General features: G+C 44.3%; 22 protein-coding genes. 4 read left to right on the top strand and 18 right to left on the bottom strand.

Features of this window, described 5'->3' with window-relative positions; translation table 11 throughout:
• Positions 1-2: 2 nt before the first annotated feature.
• Complete coding sequence (locus tag LU279_RS03050; RefSeq protein ID WP_147599835.1) at positions 3-1,142, top strand: hypothetical protein; 1,140 nt, start codon at positions 3-5, stop codon at positions 1,140-1,142.
• Here LU279_RS03050 and LU279_RS03045 read toward each other — a convergent pair.
• The 7 genes from LU279_RS03045 to LU279_RS03015 all read right to left on the bottom strand — a co-directional run bounded on the left by LU279_RS03045 (position 1,123) and on the right by LU279_RS03015 (position 9,460).
• Positions 1,123-1,998 carry a Xaa-Pro dipeptidase gene (locus LU279_RS03045; protein WP_173752857.1) on the bottom strand — a complete coding sequence of 292 codons (876 nt, stop codon included), beginning with the start codon at positions 1,996-1,998 and terminating at the stop codon, positions 1,123-1,125. The genes LU279_RS03050 and LU279_RS03045 overlap by 20 nt on opposite strands.
• 36 nt (positions 1,999-2,034) lie before the next feature.
• The gene (locus tag LU279_RS03040; RefSeq protein ID WP_173752855.1) at positions 2,035-3,186 is read right to left on the bottom strand and encodes an alanyl-tRNA editing protein; all 1,152 of its coding nucleotides are present in this window, start codon (positions 3,184-3,186) and stop codon (positions 2,035-2,037) included.
• A gap of 329 nt (positions 3,187-3,515) precedes the next feature.
• Complete coding sequence (locus LU279_RS03035; protein ID WP_147599832.1) at positions 3,516-4,997, bottom strand: glycoside hydrolase family 32 protein; 1,482 nt, start codon at positions 4,995-4,997, stop codon at positions 3,516-3,518.
• A gap of 38 nt (positions 4,998-5,035) precedes the next feature.
• Positions 5,036-5,884 carry a carbohydrate ABC transporter permease gene (locus LU279_RS03030; RefSeq protein ID WP_022068549.1) on the bottom strand — a complete coding sequence of 283 codons (849 nt, stop codon included), beginning with the start codon at positions 5,882-5,884 and terminating at the stop codon, positions 5,036-5,038.
• 17 nt (positions 5,885-5,901) lie between these two features.
• Positions 5,902-6,744: a carbohydrate ABC transporter permease gene (locus LU279_RS03025; RefSeq protein ID WP_390573370.1), complete on the bottom strand. Its 843-nt coding sequence runs from the start codon at positions 6,742-6,744 to the stop codon at positions 5,902-5,904.
• A gap of 153 nt (positions 6,745-6,897) precedes the next feature.
• Positions 6,898-8,211, bottom strand: a complete 1,314-nt coding sequence (locus LU279_RS03020; RefSeq protein WP_274420959.1) for an ABC transporter substrate-binding protein — start codon at positions 8,209-8,211, stop codon at positions 6,898-6,900.
• A gap of 247 nt (positions 8,212-8,458) precedes the next feature.
• Positions 8,459-9,460: a LacI family DNA-binding transcriptional regulator gene (locus LU279_RS03015; RefSeq protein WP_274420957.1), complete on the bottom strand. Its 1,002-nt coding sequence runs from the start codon at positions 9,458-9,460 to the stop codon at positions 8,459-8,461.
• A 313-nt stretch (positions 9,461-9,773) separates the two neighbouring features.
• Here LU279_RS03015 and LU279_RS03010 point away from each other — a divergent pair, with 313 nt between their 5' ends.
• From LU279_RS03010 to LU279_RS03000, 3 genes are read left to right on the top strand one after another with little or no spacing between them, the layout of a single operon-like run.
• Positions 9,774-10,358: an RNA polymerase sigma factor gene (locus LU279_RS03010; RefSeq protein ID WP_147599830.1), complete on the top strand. Its 585-nt coding sequence runs from the start codon at positions 9,774-9,776 to the stop codon at positions 10,356-10,358.
• Position 10,359: 1 nt separating this feature from the next.
• The gene (locus LU279_RS03005; protein ID WP_147599829.1) at positions 10,360-10,878 is read left to right on the top strand and encodes a hypothetical protein; all 519 of its coding nucleotides are present in this window, start codon (positions 10,360-10,362) and stop codon (positions 10,876-10,878) included.
• Positions 10,875-11,633, top strand: a complete 759-nt coding sequence (locus LU279_RS03000; protein WP_274420954.1) for a hypothetical protein — start codon at positions 10,875-10,877, stop codon at positions 11,631-11,633. Before LU279_RS03005 ends, LU279_RS03000 begins: the two co-directional genes overlap by 4 nt.
• Before the next feature lie 178 nt (positions 11,634-11,811).
• Here LU279_RS03000 and atpC read toward each other — a convergent pair whose 3' ends face one another.
• From atpC to LU279_RS02945, 11 genes are all read right to left on the bottom strand, one after another.
• Positions 11,812-12,219, bottom strand: coding sequence for an ATP synthase F1 subunit epsilon (gene atpC / locus LU279_RS02995; RefSeq protein ID WP_274420952.1), 408 nt, complete (start codon positions 12,217-12,219; stop codon positions 11,812-11,814).
• A gap of 12 nt (positions 12,220-12,231) precedes the next feature.
• Positions 12,232-13,623: a F0F1 ATP synthase subunit beta gene (gene atpD, locus LU279_RS02990; protein ID WP_274420951.1), complete on the bottom strand. Its 1,392-nt coding sequence runs from the start codon at positions 13,621-13,623 to the stop codon at positions 12,232-12,234.
• A 5-nt stretch (positions 13,624-13,628) separates the two neighbouring features.
• Positions 13,629-14,519 (bottom strand): ATP synthase F1 subunit gamma, encoded by an 891-nt coding sequence (gene atpG, locus LU279_RS02985; protein WP_274420949.1) that lies wholly within the window; start codon positions 14,517-14,519, stop codon positions 13,629-13,631.
• Between the two features lie 19 nt (positions 14,520-14,538).
• Entirely contained in the window at positions 14,539-16,056 is a 1,518-nt protein-coding gene (gene atpA / locus LU279_RS02980) for a F0F1 ATP synthase subunit alpha (RefSeq protein ID WP_274420947.1), read from the bottom strand.
• Positions 16,057-16,061: 5 nt separating this feature from the next.
• A complete protein-coding gene (gene atpH / locus LU279_RS02975) occupies positions 16,062-16,565 on the bottom strand; it encodes an ATP synthase F1 subunit delta (RefSeq protein WP_274420945.1) in 504 nt (167 codons plus the stop codon).
• On the bottom strand, positions 16,546-17,046 hold the full coding sequence (gene atpF, locus LU279_RS02970) for a F0F1 ATP synthase subunit B (RefSeq protein WP_274420943.1): 501 nt from the start codon (positions 17,044-17,046) through the stop codon (positions 16,546-16,548). The genes atpH and atpF overlap by 20 nt, the downstream gene beginning before the upstream one ends.
• A gap of 36 nt (positions 17,047-17,082) precedes the next feature.
• Positions 17,083-17,307 (bottom strand): ATP synthase F0 subunit C, encoded by a 225-nt coding sequence (gene atpE / locus LU279_RS02965; RefSeq protein WP_022068536.1) that lies wholly within the window; start codon positions 17,305-17,307, stop codon positions 17,083-17,085.
• Between the two features lie 66 nt (positions 17,308-17,373).
• Positions 17,374-18,042, bottom strand: coding sequence for a F0F1 ATP synthase subunit A (locus tag LU279_RS02960; protein WP_274420938.1), 669 nt, complete (start codon positions 18,040-18,042; stop codon positions 17,374-17,376).
• Positions 18,043-18,219: 177 nt separating this feature from the next.
• Positions 18,220-19,200: a biotin--[acetyl-CoA-carboxylase] ligase gene (locus tag LU279_RS02955; protein ID WP_330684538.1), complete on the bottom strand. Its 981-nt coding sequence runs from the start codon at positions 19,198-19,200 to the stop codon at positions 18,220-18,222.
• Positions 19,145-20,191: a helix-turn-helix transcriptional regulator gene (locus LU279_RS02950; protein WP_274420935.1), complete on the bottom strand. Its 1,047-nt coding sequence runs from the start codon at positions 20,189-20,191 to the stop codon at positions 19,145-19,147. Before LU279_RS02950 ends, LU279_RS02955 begins: the two co-directional genes overlap by 56 nt.
• A gap of 10 nt (positions 20,192-20,201) precedes the next feature.
• A complete protein-coding gene (locus LU279_RS02945) occupies positions 20,202-20,468 on the bottom strand; it encodes a hypothetical protein (protein WP_274420933.1) in 267 nt (88 codons plus the stop codon).
• Positions 20,469-20,511 lie beyond the last annotated feature (43 nt).

Raw genomic sequence — 20,511 nt, 5'->3', positions numbered from 1 at the left:
TCATGAAAAAACTATCAGCTGCTCTTCTCTGCACAACACTTCTTTTTGCCGTTTCCGGCTGTATTCCGTCTGAGACTTCTGACGGACCAGTTTCTTCTGACAAGCCGGAAATCCAGGCTGATGCTCCACAGAATCCCCGGGTATATATGGATGAGATCCGGGGAACTGTAAAGGATTTTACAGGAAGCCGCCTTACCCTCTGCCAAAAGTCAGATACCTACAGCTTTGACATCTCACAGGCAGAGCTTGAATGCAGGGAAGGACTTCTTGCCGGGGCTGACGTCTGCGTAATCTATGAAGGTCAGCTTAACACCACTGATACCAGTTCTGTCAGAGTCCTGAAGGTGGCAGATGCCTACCACGACAGAGCGGAACTGAAAGAAAAAAAGACTTACGGACAGGTTCAGGGACTTACAGAAAATACCATTACCCTGAAATCAAAAAGCGGCAAAACTGCCACTTATCCTGTTACCGGAACAGAACAGTATTATCAGAACGGACTCCGTCCCGGAGGCTGGGTCTATCTTCATTACAGGGGAGATTTTGGCCAGGGTACCTCAGAAAATCCAAATATTCTGGACGCATCACAACTGAAGGTGCTCAGAGTCTCCGATATCGATCCCCTGAAAGTACCTGAACCTACCCCCACTCCGCCGCCTCAGCCGGATACTGCTGTTCCCCAGGAAAAACAGCTTCGCACTGTGATCCGCTCTGTAAATATGAACATACTTCAGGTATCGCCTGACAATTCCGACACTGTACTGAAGCTTGACATGTCTTCTGTACCCTGTCACTTCAGCGGAGGAATTGCAACAGGAGCTCATGTGAATATTACCTACACAGGAGAATTCAACGGAACCACTCTGGATGGCATAACTGTACTGGGAATTACAGGCGAAATACCGGAACAGGCCAACAAACACTCCATTTCATCTGCAATCTCAGGCGAGATCATCGGATCCACTGCCAATACCATTACGATTATGAGCCCGGATGGAATCAGTCTTACTTTTTTTACCGATACAGCCCAGAACTCCTCTACAGGAGGGCTGCTTACCGGAAGCAGCGTAAAGCTTACTTTTGATCCGGCAGAATCCCGGAACACCAACATTTATACCTGTGTCAAAATCGAGGATGCCTGAACCGGGTTTTTATTTCATTTTCACCCTGTCTCAGCCAGTTCTCCAGATCATCGCTGTCTCCCAGAACTGACCGGAAGGCAGTATACTCATCAACAATTCCGTTTCCATGCATTACCATGTAGGCGCCGGCGTCGCTTCCCAGAGCCACCTGCGCCTTTTTCTGACATGCAAGAAAAAGATTTTCTTCTGCTTTTCTGATAATAGGGATAAGAACTCTGTCCTCATATCGTCCGCATCCTCTGAGATTTCTCACAGTCACAAGGGTGGGGACCCAGACTGTGCGGCTGTCTGCCAGCATGGAAATACATTCCTCATCCATATAATTCCCATGCTCCAGGCTGTCCACTCCGGCTTCTATTGCTGCCTGGACTCCATATACTCCATTGGTGTGGCTCATAACGGCAAAGCCTTCTTCATGTGCGATATGCACCATCTCACAAACCTCTTTTTTATCCAGAGGTGTGCCGGTCACCTTTCCCTGATCTGCAAAATCCAGAAGTCCGGTAGTCATGATCTTAATAAAATCAGCGCCCTGCCTTCCGGCTTCCAGAACAAGACTGTGGAATTCTTTTAAATCCGTAAAGCTTTTTCCCACAATACTTCCATAATGTCCTGCCTTGTGTATGGCAAAAGCAGAGGTACGATAGTCGATATCGTACTCCGGCGCCAGCTTCCGGGCCAGAACAGAAGCCCCGTAAGGATCTCCTCCGTCTCTGACAAAGCTTATTCCTGCCTTTTTGTAGGCTTCCAGATGCTCTCTGATTATTTTTTCGTCTGCTCCGTCTTTATGACATTTTACAGCTTCCCGGTAATTAATTCCGTCCATAAATATATGAGCATGACATTCTCCAAACATTTTCTTTCATCTCCTGCTGACTGTGTGTGTTATAGTTTATTTCTCAAAAAATTTTCTGATCTCTGCCTCACCGGCATTTACTGAACCCTGGGCAAAAAACGCCCTTCCGCCGCCTCGCCCGTTTAAAGCCTGATTCATCTCTTTTATAAACTGCCGGAGATTTCCGTCCTTTTCCCCCACAGCATATTTATAGCTTCCATCCGGATTCTCTGAAAAAACAGCGCAGCGGCCCTTGCATTTCTGCATCACAGCATCTGCCATTTTACGCACACTGTCTGCATCCATCCCCTGATGAAATAAAAGTACATTTCCAGCGCCCTCCCATCTCTTTGCCTCTGTATCACACAGCTCCTGTTCCAGACGGAGGATCCGGCCTTTCAGACGGTAATTTTCCTCCTGAAGCCGTTCTACTGCCCGGGCTGTTTCTGTGGCTTTTGCCGATAATTTCACAGAAACCTTATGATTCTGTTCATTCACCATATTCAGATAATCCAGAACCCTTTTTCCACTTATCATGGTAACTCTTACACCCTCACGGAAATTTTCCACACTGAGGATTTTTACCATTCCGATCTCTCCTGTATGGGTCACATGAGTTCCGCAGCAGGCGCAGAGATCTGCCCCCGGAAAACGTACAAGGCGGATTTTCCCTGTCAGTTCTTTTTTACTTCTGTAAGGCAGAGCCGCAAGCTCCTCTTTATCCGGATAAAAAATTTCTACAGGATTATCCTCCCATATGTTTCTGTTTGTTTTTTCTTCGATCTCCGCCAGCTGTTTCTCATCAAGAACACCGCTGAAATCAATGGTGATCACATCGCTGCTCATATGAAAACCAACATTATTGTATCCATATGCTTCATGCACAAGACCGCTTACTATGTGCTCCCCTGAATGCTGCTGCATCAGGTCGAATCTTCTCTGCCAGTCTATTTTACCGATCACTTCTGTTCCGGGTTCCAATTCGCTTTTTACATAATGGATCAGCTCTCCGTTCTTTTCCTGAACATCTGTAACCGCTGTATCTCCCAGAATTCCAAGATCGGATGGCTGACCGCCTCCTTCCGGATAAAATGCGCTCTGATCCAGAATCACCTGAAAGCCTTTCTCCTCTTTTCGGCATTCCACAACCTTTGCAGAAAACTCTTTTATATAAACGTCTTCATAATATAATCTTTTTGTGTCTGTCATAACATCTTCCCTCTCCTGAAATCGTTCTTAGTTTATGTCAGGTACCATATACTGTATCTCTTTTCCAGTATATCACAGGTGCCTGCCTGAGAACAGTCCCCCGGGTTCCGGCAACTTAGTCAAAATACATTCCAAATCACCTTCGGTGACGGCATTTTGCCCTGTATGTCCCCGGAATCCTGGCATGTATGCCCAAACACCTCCCGGGATGATTCCCCTTTAAAGTCCCCTGTATACAGAAAGAGCGCTGTACGGCAATCCATTGAAATAAAATTATTTCTCCAAATGCCGTCTGAAGCGCTCTTCTGTTGGGTATTATCTATATTCAGTTAAAAAGAAAGAGTGTATTTTTCTACGGAAATTTCCGCTTCTCCCTCTGCCGCAAAGGTAATTCCCTCCGCATTCTGAGGAGTATAAAGGGTAAAACTGGCTGTCTGTCTTCCGCCATTGATAAAGATTTCCAGGCTGAACCGGTCCATCAGACAGCGAAGTGTTATCATACCGTCCACAGGCTCCACTGCAATCTCACGTCTGTGCATAATATCATACAGATAGCCGCTGTGGCTTCGGTCCACACAAAGTACCTTTCTGTGGATGTCATAGGAAACAGAAGTGTAATAATCTTCATTCTGTGCAACCTTCATGCAGAACTCCCGGAAATTATCGTCTGCCTTCAGCTTTACTGTCATATCGATCACACGTCCGGAAACTCCTTCCAGAGAGGTCTCTTCTGTTATTTTTACTTTTTCATGACAGATCCGGCCGCTTCTGTATGCCTCAAGCTCCCGTACCGGTTTCTGGATCAGCCTGTTATCCTTAAGAGTCAGCTCTCTTGGAACTGTCATCTGTCCAAAATACTTTACTCCGTCAGGCACAAACTTGGAATTACTCCATGCCTGCATCCAGGCAATCATAATACGTCTTCCGTCAGGAGCTTTCATTGTCTGGGGCGCGTAAAAATCAATTCCACTGTCAAGGGGCTGCACGTCTTCTCTGGTAAAAGCATGGCTGTTTTTGTCATAGGTTCCGGTAAGATAAATCGTTCCGTGTCCTACATGGAATTTCAGCCCCTCCGGCATCATTTCCATTGGACTTACCACAAGAACCTGCTTTCCGTCCAGGGAAAAGAAATCCGGACATTCCCACATCCAGCCAAGCTTTTTGCAGCTGGAATCAATAACACTGCAAACTTCCCAATGAAGCGCATCCTGGCTTTTATACAAAAGAATAGAACTGTTTCCTTCTGCGTTGGCATTTGATGCCACTGCATAAAACGTACCGTCTTCCTCCTGCCATATTTTCGGATCACGGAAATCGATCCTGCTTCCGCCTTCCGGCACATTGTCTGCTGTAATTACAGGATTGTTTTCATATTTTTCATAATCTGTTCCGTCACCAAACGCCATGCACTGTGTCTGATGATCCCTGCGGCTTCCATCCTCTTCTATGACCTTCCGCACGCCTGTGTACATCAGAAGATGGCGTCCGTCCGCGAGTTCAAGGGCGCTTCCGGAAAAGCATCCCGCATTGTCATATTCCTGATCCGGAGCCATAGCCGCCGGTCTGCGCTCCCATTTTATCAGATCCCTGCTCACCACATGCCCCCAGTGCATTGGTCCCCATTCATTGGCATAAGGATAATACTGATAAAAAAGATGATACTGGCCTTTATAATACGAAAAACCATTTGGATCATTAATCCAGCCCGCTCCGCCTGTTACGTGATACGTCGGTCTTTCCTCCGGGCTGATCTCGCTGATCCGTTTTTTCTCATATTCTCTGGCCTGTTTTAATAATTCACTTGTCGTCATATTGTATTCGCCTTTCAGATTCTTTTTACCGGCTTTTTTCAGCCCTTGATTCCTGATGAGGCAATTCCCTCCACATAATATTTCTGCATGAAAATAAACATAATGATCATTGGAATTGCAGAGACAACCAATGCTGCCATGATCGCACTGTAGTGAACCGGCTGTGTTCCAAAGAAGGACTGTACTGCAAGCTGAATGGTTCGCTTATCTTCTCCGGTCATAACCAGGAACGGCCACATAAAGTCATTCCAGTGAGCTACAAAGTCAAGAATAAACACGGTTGCATATACTGTTTTGGAAATTGGTACAACAATCTTAAAAAATGTTCCCGCAGGACTGCAGCCGTCAATGGCCGCTGCCTCGATCAGTTCGTCCGGCACATCACAGAAAAACTGCCGGAACATATAAATGGAAAAGCATTTTGCTATAAACGGCACAACAAGAGCCGGAAGTGTATTGACCCATCCAAGCTGGGACATTTCAATATACAGCGGCAGCATGATCGCTTCCATTGGAAGAACCATCAATGCAATCACAAGATTCATGATCGCACCTTTGCCCTTAAAATCAAATTTCGCCAGGGCATAACCGCACATGGAGTTTACCAAAAGATCAAAAATAAGAATCAGGCCAATGTAAAGCAAAGTATTTTTGAATACCTGAGGCATGTTCAGCCTTGAAAACACCTCTGCATAATTGTCCAGAGATGCCTGAATGGGCAGAAATGTAGCCAGGGAATCCATGTCTGCAAAAATCTTTGCCTCCGGCTTCAGAGATGCCGAGATCATCCAGATCAAAGGAGATACAAAAATAATGCCGATCACAATATTTCCGAAGTAAAACATAAATTTGCCGAATTTAGCAGAAAATTTCATTGATTTCGTCATAACCATATCCTCCTTTCTCAGTCTGTAGCCGCTGTAACTTTTTTCATTGCCATGGACAACGTTACCACAATCACAAAGAATACTGCTGCAATAGAGCAGGCATAGCCGAAGTTACCCTTCTGGAAGCCCTGTGTATAAATGTAATATACAAGTGTTTTGGTAGAATTTTTCGGGCCTCCCTGAGTCATGATATAAGGCTGGGTAAACAGCTTCATTGCCTGGATCATTGTGATCATAACAACATATTTTATAGTTCCCTTTAATCCGGGAAGGGTAATATACAGGAACTGTTTAAATTTCGTAGCGCCGTCCACCGCTGCCGCTTCATACTGATCCTTGGGGATTCCCTGAAGACCTGCCAGGAAGATCATCATCTGATATCCAGCCCCCTGCCATGCAGACATGAAGATAATCGAGTTCATTGCTGTGTCTGCGTCGCTGAGGAATTTGATAGGCTCCATTCCAAGGGAAACAAGAAGAGAGTTGATCAGTCCTGTATTTGGATTCGCATTATAAAGAACTGACCACAGAACCGCGATTACAACCATGGAAGTAAGCTGAGGACTGAAATACATTGTTCTGAAAATGGATACGCCCCGGAATTTTTTTGAGACAAGAAGCGCAAGTCCCAGAGCAAGAGCACACTGGATCGGTACAACAAGAACTGTAAAATAAACCGTATTCTTTAATGCGATCCAGAAGTTCTTATCACTGAACAGCTTCTGATAATTTTCAAGTCCGATAAATTTGATTGCGTCCGGTCTCATGATCTGATATTTGAATCCTGAGAAATATACAGTATAAATCATCGGAACAACCAGAAATGCGATCAGAAGAATCACTGCAGGAGCTACAAACATATATGCAGTAATTCTCTCATCTCGTTTCCGGCCTGTAAGTTTTTTTGTCTTTGCCATAATCTTTCCCTCCTTTTCCTGCCAGTAAAAGAAACTGAGAGGTCAGAAACAGCCGCACCGCCAGGCGATGCGGCTATCCCGTAAATTTCTCAGTCTTTATTCTGCATAATAGGTTTCATAATCGTCTGTAAATGTTTCTGCTGCTGTGTCAAGCTCGGACTGGATATAATCCTCATCCACTTCCTCATTACTGGATGCATCAGAGAAAATATTTGTCATTGCTTCTGCATATGCAGATGAGAAAGTTGCATAGGAAGGAGTTCTCGGACGCGGAACTGCTGTGTTTTCAAGCTGCTCTTTAAATACTGCGCGAACGCCTTCTTTGTATTCTGCCATTTCCTCTGTGTCATAAGCAGAAATACGGGTTGCAGGTTTTGCAATAGCCGCCGCATAAGAAGCAACATTGTCTGTATTCATCAGCCACTGAAGGAATTTACCTGCTGCTTCCGGATTTTCACAATCCTTGCTTACTGCTGCCGCCCAGTCGCCGCAGGGAGAAACAGCTTCCTTTGTATCATCATTGACCGGATAGTAAGTTACGCCCCAGTCAAACTCTGCACTTTCCTCCAGAACAGCTGTATCCCAGGAACCGCCAATCATGGTTGCGCAGGCTCCGTTTAAAAATTCATCCTTGATCGGCTCAACATTTGCATAGCCTTTTGCGATCAGATCAGCCAGGAAAGAGGTAGTTTTTACAGCTTCTTCACTGTTTACATAACCGTCAGCTTCTGTACCGTCCTCACTGATATAATCTTTTCCTGCAGAAAGATACATTGGCTCCAGTGCATAAGGAAGTCCCTCGCCGTGATCCATAATAATATGAGTGCCTACATAATCCTCTGTGGTACATTTTTCTGCAATTTCTGCAAGTTCAGACCAGGTGATCGGATTATCAATTGTGCGGGAATCAAGATCCTCTACATCCACTCCGCATTCTTTCAGGTAGTCTTTATTGTAATAAAATACCACGGATGACTCTGTTGCGCCAATAGCATACAGATGACCATCGTATGTGTTCTGTGTGATTGCTGAATCCACAAAGTCCTTCTGATCTTCTTCTGTAAAGTAATCGTCAAGAGGAACAGTCAGACCATTGGCTGCATAATAGGATACCTGAGGGCCATCCACATAAAAAATATCCGGGAGATCATTGGATGTCTGAGCAGTGGCAATTTTGTTATCATAGGCATATGAGTCAGAACGGTCAATCGCTTCACGTTTCACCTGGATATCCGGGTTTTCTTTATTCCATTCTGCAAGCTTTTCTTCCCACCATGCTTCGATCGCTTCTGTATCTGTGGGGCTCCAGATGGTAAGCTCTGTCACATCATCTGCCATTACCGGTACTGTCGTTGCTCCTGCTGAAAGAGCAAGCGCTGCTGCCATTGCCATACTGATTGCTTTTTTCATGTTCTCTTCCTCCTTAATCTGAGTTCTTTCCGCGCGCCTGGAAAGCAGGGAACCTGTTCCATATATCACAGTCTGCGCTCTCTTATAAATTTATTTGCGCTCTCTGTGGAACCCGTTCCATATTGTGCCTTAATAATAAAACCTACTGACTTATTTGTCAATAGGTTTTATCTAAAAATCATATTCAAAATAACATTTCCGTCTGTTTTTACAGTTTTACCGTTCTTTTTTTGTATGTATTGCACAATCAGAAGTTCCCATCCAAGACAACTGGATTTGTGGTCTGCCCCTGGTGAACCTCAACAGACATGATCTGTTTGTGTGGAACCCGTTCACTTCCATCAATAAGTTTTATCACTGTAGAAGCGCAGGTATCTGCCAGAAAACGGATATTCTGATCAATACTTGTTACCCGTGGATAACAGAGCCTGGTGATATCCATTCCATCATAAGCCACTACCTTCAGATCTTCCGGCACTCTTCTTCCGGCCTCCATTGCAAGATGCATATAATAAAGAGCCGGCTGATCTGCTGCAAACACCCCGTCTATTCCGTCACACTTGCGTATGGCTTCCCTTGCGGCATACCAGTATGCCTGATGGTCAAACTTGTTCCATTCCATCATCAGATCTACTATTTCCACTCCATGTTCGGCAAGAATCGACTCAAATATGGCATGTCTGTCATTGGCGGCAACATTAGGCGCCACTCCGGTAATATGAAGGACTTTCCTGCACTTGTTTTTAAGGATAATCTCTGCGGCAGCCCGGCCTCCGTAAATGTGGTCGGAACCTACCATGGGAATCTCCGGTCCGAAATCCTGATCCAGAGACACGATCGTTCTCTTTCTTTTTAAGTATTCTTCCACATGAAGGGTATGGGAACCGGTTATGATCCCGTCTACCATATTCCGGTCCAGCATATTCAGATAATCCAGTTCCCTGTTGCTGCTTCCTATGGTATTGCAGATCATCACTTTATATCCTGCTTTATAAAGAGCAATCTCTGTCTCCCTTGCAAAAGCGGAAAAAAACGGATGATCCAGATCCGGAACCAGAACGCCTATAATGCCTGTCCTGTTTTTAAAAAGATTTCTTGCCAGCTCATTTGGGGTATATTCCAGTTCACGGATCGCTGACTCGATTTTTTTTCTTGTATCTTCTGCAACATACCCGCTGCCATTGATCACTCTTGACACAGTGCCGACTCCTACGCCTGCTTTTTGTGCTACATCTCTGATACTTGCCATAATTTCCTTCCTGATAAATACTGCAGTTCTTCATCTTTCCACTGATCTGCTACTGCTGACCTCGTTCACAGCAGCCACATTCATTTCTGTCTATACACTCCTTTGCCGAAGCACTGCCCGAATATCATAACCTGTCCTGTTATAGTCAAATATTATAACATATTCTTCTCACTTTACAATCTGTCCAGTGTATGAAAATAAACGGATTTTTCGTCAAACTGTGTGTTCTGTACAGCATTTTATTAAAAACTTTCCGGTTTTATGAAGTTTTTGTTCTTTTTGTTCCGTTATAATATAATGAACGGGAGAAAGAATGCCGGGAAGCTTCATTGCCGTTCATTATCCAGGCAGCATCAGGAAGGGGGATGATCGTATTTCACAGGAAGAATATTTGAAATATCTGCTGGAGCAGTATCAGAATCTGATCTACTCCATCTGTCTGAAATCCGTAGGAAACCCTTTTGATGCAGAAGATCTGACCCAGGAAGTATTTTTATCTGCTTACAAAAACCTTTCCCGTTTCGACGGCACCTATGAAAAAGCATGGCTGAGCAAAATCGCTGTACGCAAGTGTCTGGATTTTCTGAAGGCAGCCGGGCGGCGCAGTATTCCCACAGAAGATACTTATTTTTCTCAGATACCGGACACATCCTCTACTCCGGAGGCCCTGTATCTGAAAACAGATTCTGACCGGCAGGTATATACCCTGTGCCAGCAGCTCAAAAGCCCCTATAAAGAAGTTGCTGTTTCGCATTTCTGTAAACAGCTTACTGTTACAGAAATCGCCCGGCAGACTCAGAAAAATCCAAAAACCATCCAGACACAGCTTTACCGGGCAAGGGCAATGCTGAAAAAGCTCCTGGTTCCGCCGGGAAATGTCAACGAAAGGAGAGTCTGATATGCATGTTAGGGAAAAATCTCTGAATAAGATTACAGACAGCAATACAGTAAGCACGGAAGAAATGATTGCGTTTCTGGAGCATCTTGATCAGTGTGATTTCTGTCTGGATCAGATGATTGAAGAAGAAATCCGAAATACCGATCAGCCGGCTCCGGACTATCTGGCAGAACAGATTCTGAACCGTGCAGCCGCGCCGGATGTTCAGGCGGCAAAGGCTGTACGCACAACATCCAGAAAAATGCAGCTTTTTTATTATGGACTTCGCACTGCAACAGGCATGATCGCTGCTCTTTTTCTTCTTTTTGTTATTCAGCAGGCGGATCTCAGCACTTTTTCCGGAGTTTCTATTCCGGAATCCGGCAAATCTGCCATCCGCACAGAAGTCAGCGCTCACCCGGAAACACTTTCACGGCTGTCACAGAATATTTCTGCAGAGCTTTCACGCAGCTCTGATAAACTGACTGGTTATATACGAAATTTTTCAAATAAAATCTTAAACGGAGGCGATTTAAAATGACAAAACAAAAAAAGGGACTTTTGCTTTTTATCTGCTCACTGATCCCGGGAGCCGGAGAAATGTACATGGGCTTCTTTAAGCAGGGAATCAGTATTATGCTTATGTTCTGGGGGACTTTAGGACTGGCAACTTTAACTTCACTTAGCTTTATTATCATGTTTCTTCCTATTATGTGGTGTTACAGCTTTTTCCATGTACACAACCTGAAATCCATGTCTGAAGATGATTTTTATGCAGTGGAAGACAGTTATCTTCTCCATATTGACCAATTTATTGGAAATGCAGATTATTTTGTAAAAAAATATCGCAAACTGATCGCAGTGATCCTGATCATCTTCGGCGTTTCTATTTTGTGGGATAATATCAGTGGACTGATCATATGGCTGCTTCCCAATGGTATGGTAAATGTTCTGATGAATCTGTTTTATAACATTCCGTCTATTATCATTGCAGTTGCTATAATCGCTATGGGCATCCATATGCTTAACGCCAAAAAACAGGAGATTGACAGCGAAAAAAATTCTAAAACATCTCAGAAGGAAGAGCACTACTGGGAGCCTTATCGTCCTTATCAGCAATCTCAGGAAAAAACAGCAGAAGCTTCATCCACCGAAACGCTGACACCTGAATCTTCAGAACAGGCCGCTGTTTCTGAAATATCTTCTGATGCATCCGGTGCTCAGACAGTTCCGGAACAGACAGAACCTGCTCAGACTTCTGAGAAAAATTCTTCCGAAACAGAAAAAGCAAACTGACTCTGAATGTCTTATCAGATCCACAATAACTGGTGAAGATAAATCTGAACATATCAAAAGTAAAATAAACTTTACTTTTCCAAAAAACGGGAGCCGTTCCTGAACAGATCATCAGGACGGTTCCCGTTCTTTTTATAAATAAAATTTTTATGTTTATAACGATTTCTTCTATAATATATTACAGTTTTTTTGTTACACGAAGCCTTGTCATTGCCCGTGCCAGAGCCAGCTGATTCATGTGGTATTCCTGAATACTCTGCTTCTGACGAAGCTGCTCCTCTGCACGCTCCTTTGCCTCCTGAGCTCTGTGAATATCAATTTCTTCCGGTCTTTCCACAGAAAGACAGAACAGCTTTGCACGGTTATTGATCATTTCCACAAAACCATTGCTGACTGCTGCAACCACCTTATTTCCGTCAGCATCTTCATAACGAAGCTCACCGGGAACAATTGCTGCGATCACATTTGCATGATGAGCCAGAAAAGCCTTTTCTCCGTCCTCTACAGGCACAACCAGAGATCTGGCGCGTCCGACATAAGCCAGCTTGTTACTGGCATAGATTTCCAGGCCAAATGTACTTTCCATAAGCTTCACTCCTTACTGTTCAAGGGTTTTTGCTTTTTCAATAACCTCGTCAATAGTTCCCACATTAAAGAATGCATTTTCCGGATATTCGTCCATCTCTCCATTTACAATAGCCTTAAATCCACGGATCGTTTCTTTCAACGGAACGTATTTTCCGGGGATTCCGGTAAAGTTTTCCGCTACATGGAATGGCTGGGACAAAAATCTCTGTATTTTTCTTGCACGATATACTGTATTTTTATCTTCATCAGACAGCTCTTCCATACCAAGAATTGCAATAATATCCTGCAGTTCCTTGTATTTCTGAAGAATTTCCTGAACACGACGGGCAACCTCATAATGTTCCTCTCCTACCACGTCTGCTTCCAGAATACGGGATGAGGATTCCAGCGGATCCACTGCCGGATAAATACCCTGCTCAACAATTTTTCTGGATAATACAGTTGTCGCATCCAGATGAGCAAAGGTTGTTGCCGGAGCCGGGTCTGTCAGGTCATCTGCCGGAACATATACTGCCTGAACAGATGTAACGGAGCCTGATTTTGTAGAAGCAATACGTTCCTGAAGCTCTCCCATTTCTGTAGACAGAGTAGGCTGATATCCAACTGCGGACGGCATACGTCCCAGAAGTGCAGATACCTCAGAACCGGCCTGTACAAAACGGAAAATATTATCAATAAACAAAAGTACATCTCTGTGCTCTGTATCACGGAAATACTCTGCCATAGTAAGACCTGTTTCCGCAACACGCATACGTGATCCCGGCGGCTCGTTCATCTGTCCGAACACCAGCGCAGTTTTTTCGAGAACCCCTGATTCTTTCATTTCACTCCACAAATCATTTCCTTCACGGGAACGCTCTCCTACACCGGTAAAAATAGAATAACCGCCATGCTCAGTTGCAATATTCTGGATCAGTTCCTGGATCAGCACGGTTTTACCTACTCCGGCGCCTCCGAACAGACCAATCTTTCCGCCTTTTGCATAAGGTGCAAGAAGGTCAATTACCTTGATTCCTGTTTCCAGGATCTCAACTGCCGGACTCTGATCCTCAAAGCTAGGCGGATCTCTGTGGATCACCCAATGCTCTTTATCCTCCAGAGATTCACCGCCGTCCACAGTTTCTCCAAGAACATTAAAAAGTCTTCCCAGAGTACAATCTCCTACCGGAACCTTGATTCCGCTTCCTGTGGCGACTACTTCTCTGTCTCTCTGAAGTCCCTCACTGGCACTTAACATAATGCAGCGCACTACGCGGTTTCCCAGATGCTGTGAAACTTCCATAATACATTTTTTTCCATTGTTTTCCACTTCCAGGGCCTCCCGGATATCCGGAAGCTCTCCCTGCTCAAAAACAACATCCACAACAGGTCCCATGACCTGTACAATTTTACCTTTATTCATCCTTGTCACTTCCTTCTCTGGGCTTTTGCGCCGCTGATAACCTCTGTGATTTCCTGTGTGATGGCCGCCTGCCGTGCACGGTTAAACTGAATGGAAAGCTCCTGCAGCATCTTTTTTGCGCTGTCTGTAGAAGACTGCATTGCTGTCATTCGCGCGTTGTTTTCACTGGCATAGGCTTCTACCAGGCATCCGTAAATAACACCTGTCAGGTAGTTGGGAATCATTGTGTCCAGAACCACATCTGCGGAAGGAAACATTTCAATTTCCTCCTGGGGAGCTTCCGCCGGAATCTGATCTGGTGAAAAGCTTGCTTTTTTCAGCGGAAGAAGCTGCATATCCACCGGCTCCATCACTGCCGCATTGTGCATCTGAGTATAAATAATATGTACCTCATCCAGCTCACGGTCAAGAAAAGCTCTTACAATTTCCTCGCTGATCAGTCTGGCGCGATGCATTGTAGGCTTCTGCACCGTATAACGAAAGCTTCCGTCTACATCTGCATTTTTCTTTTCATAATACTGACGGCCTACCATTCCAAGTACATACAGCTTGTGAGAGCCCGGAGTTTTTTCCATAAACTCATCTGTCAGTTTCGTGATATTGTGGTTGTAGGCTCCTGCCATTCCTTTATCTCCGGTTACTACAATAATTCCGGTTTTACGCTCCTGCTGAGGTACAAGATGGCGGACACTGAAAAAAGGATGCTGGATATCCGGGATATGACGCAGGATTCTGGCAATAGCTGCCTGCATATTATAGAAATATGGCTCCGTATCCTCCAGTACCTTTTTGGCTTTCTTCATTTTTGAAGAGGAAATCATGTACATGGCATTGGTGATCTTCATGGTATCCTGGACGCTTTTTATTCTACTCTGTATTTCTCTTGCGTTTGCCATAGGTTCCTCCTGCTCTTAATTATTCTGCAGCTTCTGAACGGCTTCTGAATTCCTCTGCAATCTGAAGGATTTTTTCTCCCAGTTCATCAGAAAGCTGTTTTGACTCATTGATCTCTCTTCCCACTTCCGGATAAACATTATCAAAGTATTCCAGCAGTTTTTTCTGATACTGCTTGATCTTTTTTGTCTCCACATGCACAAAAGCTTTATGAGTGGCTGCCCACAGGGTAATCACCTGCTCATGGAGTTTCAGCGGACTGCAAAGCGGCTGTTTCAGAAGTTCCATCAGGCAGCTTCCATAAGTAAGCTGAGCCTTTGTAGCCTCATCCAGATCGGAACTGAACTGAGTAAATACTTCCATTTCTCTGTACTGAGCCAGATCAATACGAATACTGCCCGATGCCTTTTTCATAGCTTTTGTCTGAGCGGCTCCGCCTACACGGGATACAGAAAGACCTACATTGACAGCCGGACGCATGCCTGCAAAAAACAGGTCGCTTTCCAGGAAAATCTGTCCGTCTGTAATGGAGATTACATTGGTTGGTATGTATGCGGATACATCTCCTGCCTGTGTCTCAATAATGGGAAGCGCAGTAATGGATCCTCCTCCTGATTTTTCATTCAGACGGCTGGATCTTTCCAGAAGTCTGGAGTGAAGATAAAATACATCTCCCGGATAAGCCTCACGACCCGGAGAACGTTCCAGAAGAAGCGACAGAGCACGATAAGCAACCGCATGCTTGGAAAGATCATCGTAAACGATCAGGACATCTTTTCCCTGATACATAAAGAACTCCGCCAGAGCTGTTCCTGCATAGGGAACAATATACTGAAGAGGCGCACAGTCACTTGCTGTGGAAGAAAATACTGTTGTGTATTCCATTGCCCCGTGTTTTTCAAGAGTGGAAACAACTTTTGCAACAGTGGATGCTTTCTGCCCAACTGCCACATAAATACAGATAACGTCTTTTCCTTTCTGGTTCAGAATCGTATCAATAGCCAGAGAAGTTTTTCCTGTCTGTCTGTCGCCAATGATCAGCTCACGCTGTCCGCGTCCAATAGGAAACATGGAATCGATCGAAAGGATTCCTGTTTCAAGAGGAACTGTTACAGATTTACGGTCGATAATTCCCGGCGCAGGATATTCAACAGGACGATACTCTTCCTCTTTGATCTCTCCCTTTCCGTCTACCGGAGCTCCAAGAGCATTGACGATCCTTCCTATAAATCCGTTTCCAACAGGAATACCTGCCTGTCTGCCGGTTCTGGATACTTTTGATCCCTCGCGGATTCCGGAATCACTGCCAAACAAAATGCATCCCATACTGTTTGTGCGGATATCCTGAACCATTCCTTTCAGACCATTCTCAAAAACCACAACCTCACCGTACATGGCATGATCTATACCATATACTGTGGCGATTCCGTCACCTACAGAAATAACAGTACCGACCTCCTGGTTTTTGCTGATCTCATCATAATTCTCTATTTCTTCTTTCAGAATTGAAATAATCTCATCTGGATTAATTGTACTCAAACTGTTCACCTCCGGGTCAGTTTCTGTTCCAGCCTGCGGTAGCGTCCCCGCAGACTCCAGTCATATTCTTTACCGCCTGCCTGAAGTATAAATCCTCCGATCAGGCTTTTGTCCTCAATTATCCGAATCTCTGCTTTCTGTACCTGAAATTCCCTGCACAGAAAATTCCTGATTCCTTCCAGCTGTTTATCTCCGGGCGGTGTCACGCAGATCAGAACTGCCTGCAGGACACCTGCATCTTTCCTGCAAAGCTCCTGATATTCATTAAATATTTCTTCTAAAAGATCTGTTTTGTGATATCTGCAGGCAACCTTCACAAAACTCCTCATATCCTGAGGAATAGTTCTGTCTATGATCCGGCTTTTTGCCTCAAACGATACCAGTGGGTTTCCCAGGCACTCTGTAAGTTCCGGATTTTCCTGAATAAGATTTTCCGTTTCCTGAACAGTTGTCCTGGAAACAGGCATCCCATACAGAACTTTTGCATAATTAACAGCTGCCGTTGTCATCGGGATCACCTGCTTTTTCTATAAATTGATCATACATGGAAAGATCCTGTTCCTCACCGGCCTGGCTGCCTACAATTTTTGCAGCGGCTTCCATTGCCAGCTTCCCGATCTCACCCTGCATCTGTCTCATGGCATACTCACGCTCAGACGCAATATCTGCCTGAGCTTTGGCAAACAACTGATCCGCCTGAACTCTGGCCTCCTCCGCAGTACGCTCTGCCTGAGCTTTGGCTTCCAGTTTCGCCTGTTCCACAATCTGATAGGATTCTTCTTTTGCTGATTTCAGAGCATTCTCATATTGTTTCTGCAACTGGTTTGCTCTGTCCTCTGTCTTTTTTGCCTCCTCAAACTGCTGTTCTATCATTTCTTTTCTCTGATCCATGATCCTGATCACAGGTCCAAACAGAAATTTTTTCATAAGAATGTAAAGAACCAGCAGATTGATGATCGTAAAGACAAGATTCAGATTAATTTGAATCATCGTCTGTACCTGCCTTTCTGTTTTTGTAACAATTTATCAGCCAAGCATAACAACGATCAAAAGACCTACTACAAAACCAAAAATAGCAGTACCTTCGGCAAGGGCACATCCGAGAAGAAGGTTTTTGCTGATCTTACTCTCTGCTTCAGGCTGTCTTGCAATGGCCTCTACTGCCTTGGATGTTGCCAGACCAATACCAATACCTGCTCCAATACCTGTTAAAGCTGCAATACCTGCTCCGATAGCGATTAAACTTGTCATGATTTTTTCCTCCTGAGTTTTCATTAGAATTGTTAGATACATGTGACTGTGCTGCCTGTGCGGCGATTATTCCATTGTTTCTTTCATGAACATGGATGTTAAAAAAACAAAAATATATGCCTGTATGAAACCATCAAAAAAATCAAAATACAGGCTGAATGGAATTGGCAGGATTGCCGGGCATACAAACTCGACAAGCGCCATTACTACAAACCCTCCGAGAATATTACCGAAAAGTCGGAAACAGAGGGCAGTTGGACGAATGAGAACCTCCATAATATTCATCGGGAGCATAACCGGTATTGGATCCAGAAAGCTCTTAAAAAATCCTTTCAGACCCTTTTTATGGATACCGCAGTATTCAATGAGAAACATACTCATAACTGCAAGTGCCAGCGTAACGTTCAAGTCTTTTGTCGGCGGCTTTACGCCAAAGATACCTGACACATTAGAAACTCCCAGATAAATAATTACTGTCATCATATACGGAATGTACCGATCTCCGTCCTCCCCCAGGATTCCCCGGAAAAAGTTTCTCAGAGCGCCGATCCCTGATTCCAGAAGAAGCTGTTTTTTTCCGGGGTTTTCAACTTTCAGATTCCTTACCAGAATCAGCGACAATACTACCAGCACTGCCATGATCACCCAGGTAACTACAACTGATTCAAATACCGGTATTCCTTTTCCAATTGGAATCGTAAAAACCGTTTTGCAGTTCAGCTCTTCTTTCAACACTTCTGTTAAACTGTTCGTTTCACTCCCTCCTTTTCTTTCAGTCCGAAATCTGGTCAGACCGCTTTTTCGATTTCTATATTTTACTCTTCACGCCCTGAAAGTCAATATTTTTCTCTACTATTTTGCACAAAAAATGGATGATTTTTTATGCAAATCATCCAAATTTATTTTGATTATCTATATTTTCAAGGACACCTCTTCATAGGACAAAATGCTCTCCGAACCGTCTGTTTCCAACACTTTCAGCCTTCCATCCCGGCATATTTGCAGGGCTTTTGCAATTCGTTCACCTGAATTGTCCATAATATGAATTCTGCGTCCCACAACCATACTTCTGTCTATATATTCCCTGGGAATACAGAGCTTCTGTGTTTCTTTCAGAAGATGATTGATCACTGCTACCGCCAGTTGATTTCTGTTTATCCCGGCAGCTTCTTCCCGGCTTTTATAAAGAGCGCCGGCAATCCCATCCAGCTCCGCCGGATATCCCTCCTCCGGTTCATAAATATTCAGTCCGATTCCCACAACTGCAAACTCAATGTCCCCGCTTTCAAAATCCGTAACTGCCTCTGTAAGAATTCCACATACCTTTTTATTACAATAGTAAAGATCATTTACCCACTTAATATCAAGTTCTTTGCCTGTCAGTTCCTTTACTGCCTTATAAACAGCCACTGCCGCCTCAGCCGTCAGAGCAAGACTTTCCTGAATGTTTCCCTCCGGCTCCAGAATCACGCTGAGATACAATCCCGCATTATAGGGTGAATAAAACTCCCGTCCTCTCCTGCCTCTTCCTGCCGTCTGTCTGTAAGCCAGCACCGCGCTTCCATGGCCTGCTTCCCCGCTGATCGCCGCCTGTTTGGCAGTTCTGTTGGTTGATTCCGTTTCCGGATAAACTTTCAGAAAAACATCCGGTTTTGCCAAAAAAGGACGAATTCCCTCTTCTGCCAGTTTATTACTGTCTGCAGACAGCATATATCCTTTATTGGGTCCTGCTGCGATTTCATAGCCTTCCTCTCGAAGAGTTTTTACCGCTTTCCACACTGCAGCTCTTGTACACTGAAGTTCCTCAGCAATCCTTTCTCCTGATATGACTGTTCCCTTATTTTTTTCCAGAAGTTCCAGAAGCCTGGATTTTACTGTTATTTTTGTCCTCATTTCTTCCCTCGTTATTTCTCAGCGCCTGTTTTAAAAAAGTTGCGTATTCTTTCCGGATCTTTTCAGGACCAACAATCTTTACGCCTTCTCCAAGACCTGCAAGCCAGCCAAAAAACTGCCTGCCCACACAGACATGCGCCTGGAAAAGAAAATGATCTTCATCTGACTTTCTGATCATAGCCTCTGTGCCAAAGCGATCCAGAACTATTCCGATCAGACGATTATCAAATTCCATTTTAAGCAAAACATCTCTGCCGCCTGACATTCCAAACGCATCCACAGAAAATTTACCAAGTTCAAGATCCCGAAAAATCGCAGCTCCGTTTCTTTTTTCCTTTTCCAGCTGCATATCTTTCATTTTATCCACCTGGTAATGCTTGACAACTCCGCTGTTTTCATCCAGACCAAGAAGATAATAGCTGTCATCTCTCCAGAAAAGTTTCCACGGACTCATTCTGCAAAAAGCTCCGTTTTTCTTCTGCCTAAGTTTCTTTTCAACCGTCCATTCGTAATAAGAAAAACTGATCTGCCTGTCTGTGGAAATTGCATTGCAGATCACCTCAATATTTACATATACTTCCCCATTTTCCGTTCTGGTCTCACACACTGCCAGCGCCTGTCTCTGCATCTTCTTTGCCTGATGGATACTGGTCAGCCCTTCCAGTTTACGGATAAGCTTCTGCGTATGTCTGACCGGAAGAAAATGCGAGGACTGAACCATATCTGTGAGAAATTTTAATTCTGCAAATTCAAAAGTCCGTTCTTCCAAATAATACCCTGACACCTTTCCTCTCCGGTTCAAGATATTAAGTCCAAACAGTCTCAGAGCCTCAATATCATCATAAATTGTTTTTCTTTCTACATTAATGCCATAAGCCTGAAGATTGGCAATGATATCTTTGACCTGCATGGGATGATCCCTGTCAGATTTCTCTTCAAGAACCTTTTTTACATACAGAATCTTCAGCTTCTGATTAAACGATCTGGGCATAAACACACTCCTACCTGTCTGTCAGTCCCGCTACAACTCCAAAATATACTACCACAAATGCAAGAATCAGCGCAATCCGATCCACAGAATGAAAGTCCACATGAAGAAACATCGCTCCAAGAATTATGATCTCCAAAGTCAGCACAATTCCCCAAAGCAACGCCTTTCCTCCGGAAAGCTTTTCCTTACTCTGTTTCCTGTGTCTTCTGCCGTATGAATCGTACTTATCTGACGCATATGCAGCCATTTCCCTGCCTGCTCTCTGCCCACTCTGCATCTTTCGTTCCTCCCTGTGCAAACATATTTTCTGAACATTTCTT

It is taken from the genome of Blautia sp. XA-2221, from assembly GCF_028767025.1.
Classification (GTDB): Bacteria; Bacillota; Clostridia; order Lachnospirales; family Lachnospiraceae; genus Blautia_A.
This window is presented reverse-complemented; position numbering and strand designations above follow the sequence as displayed.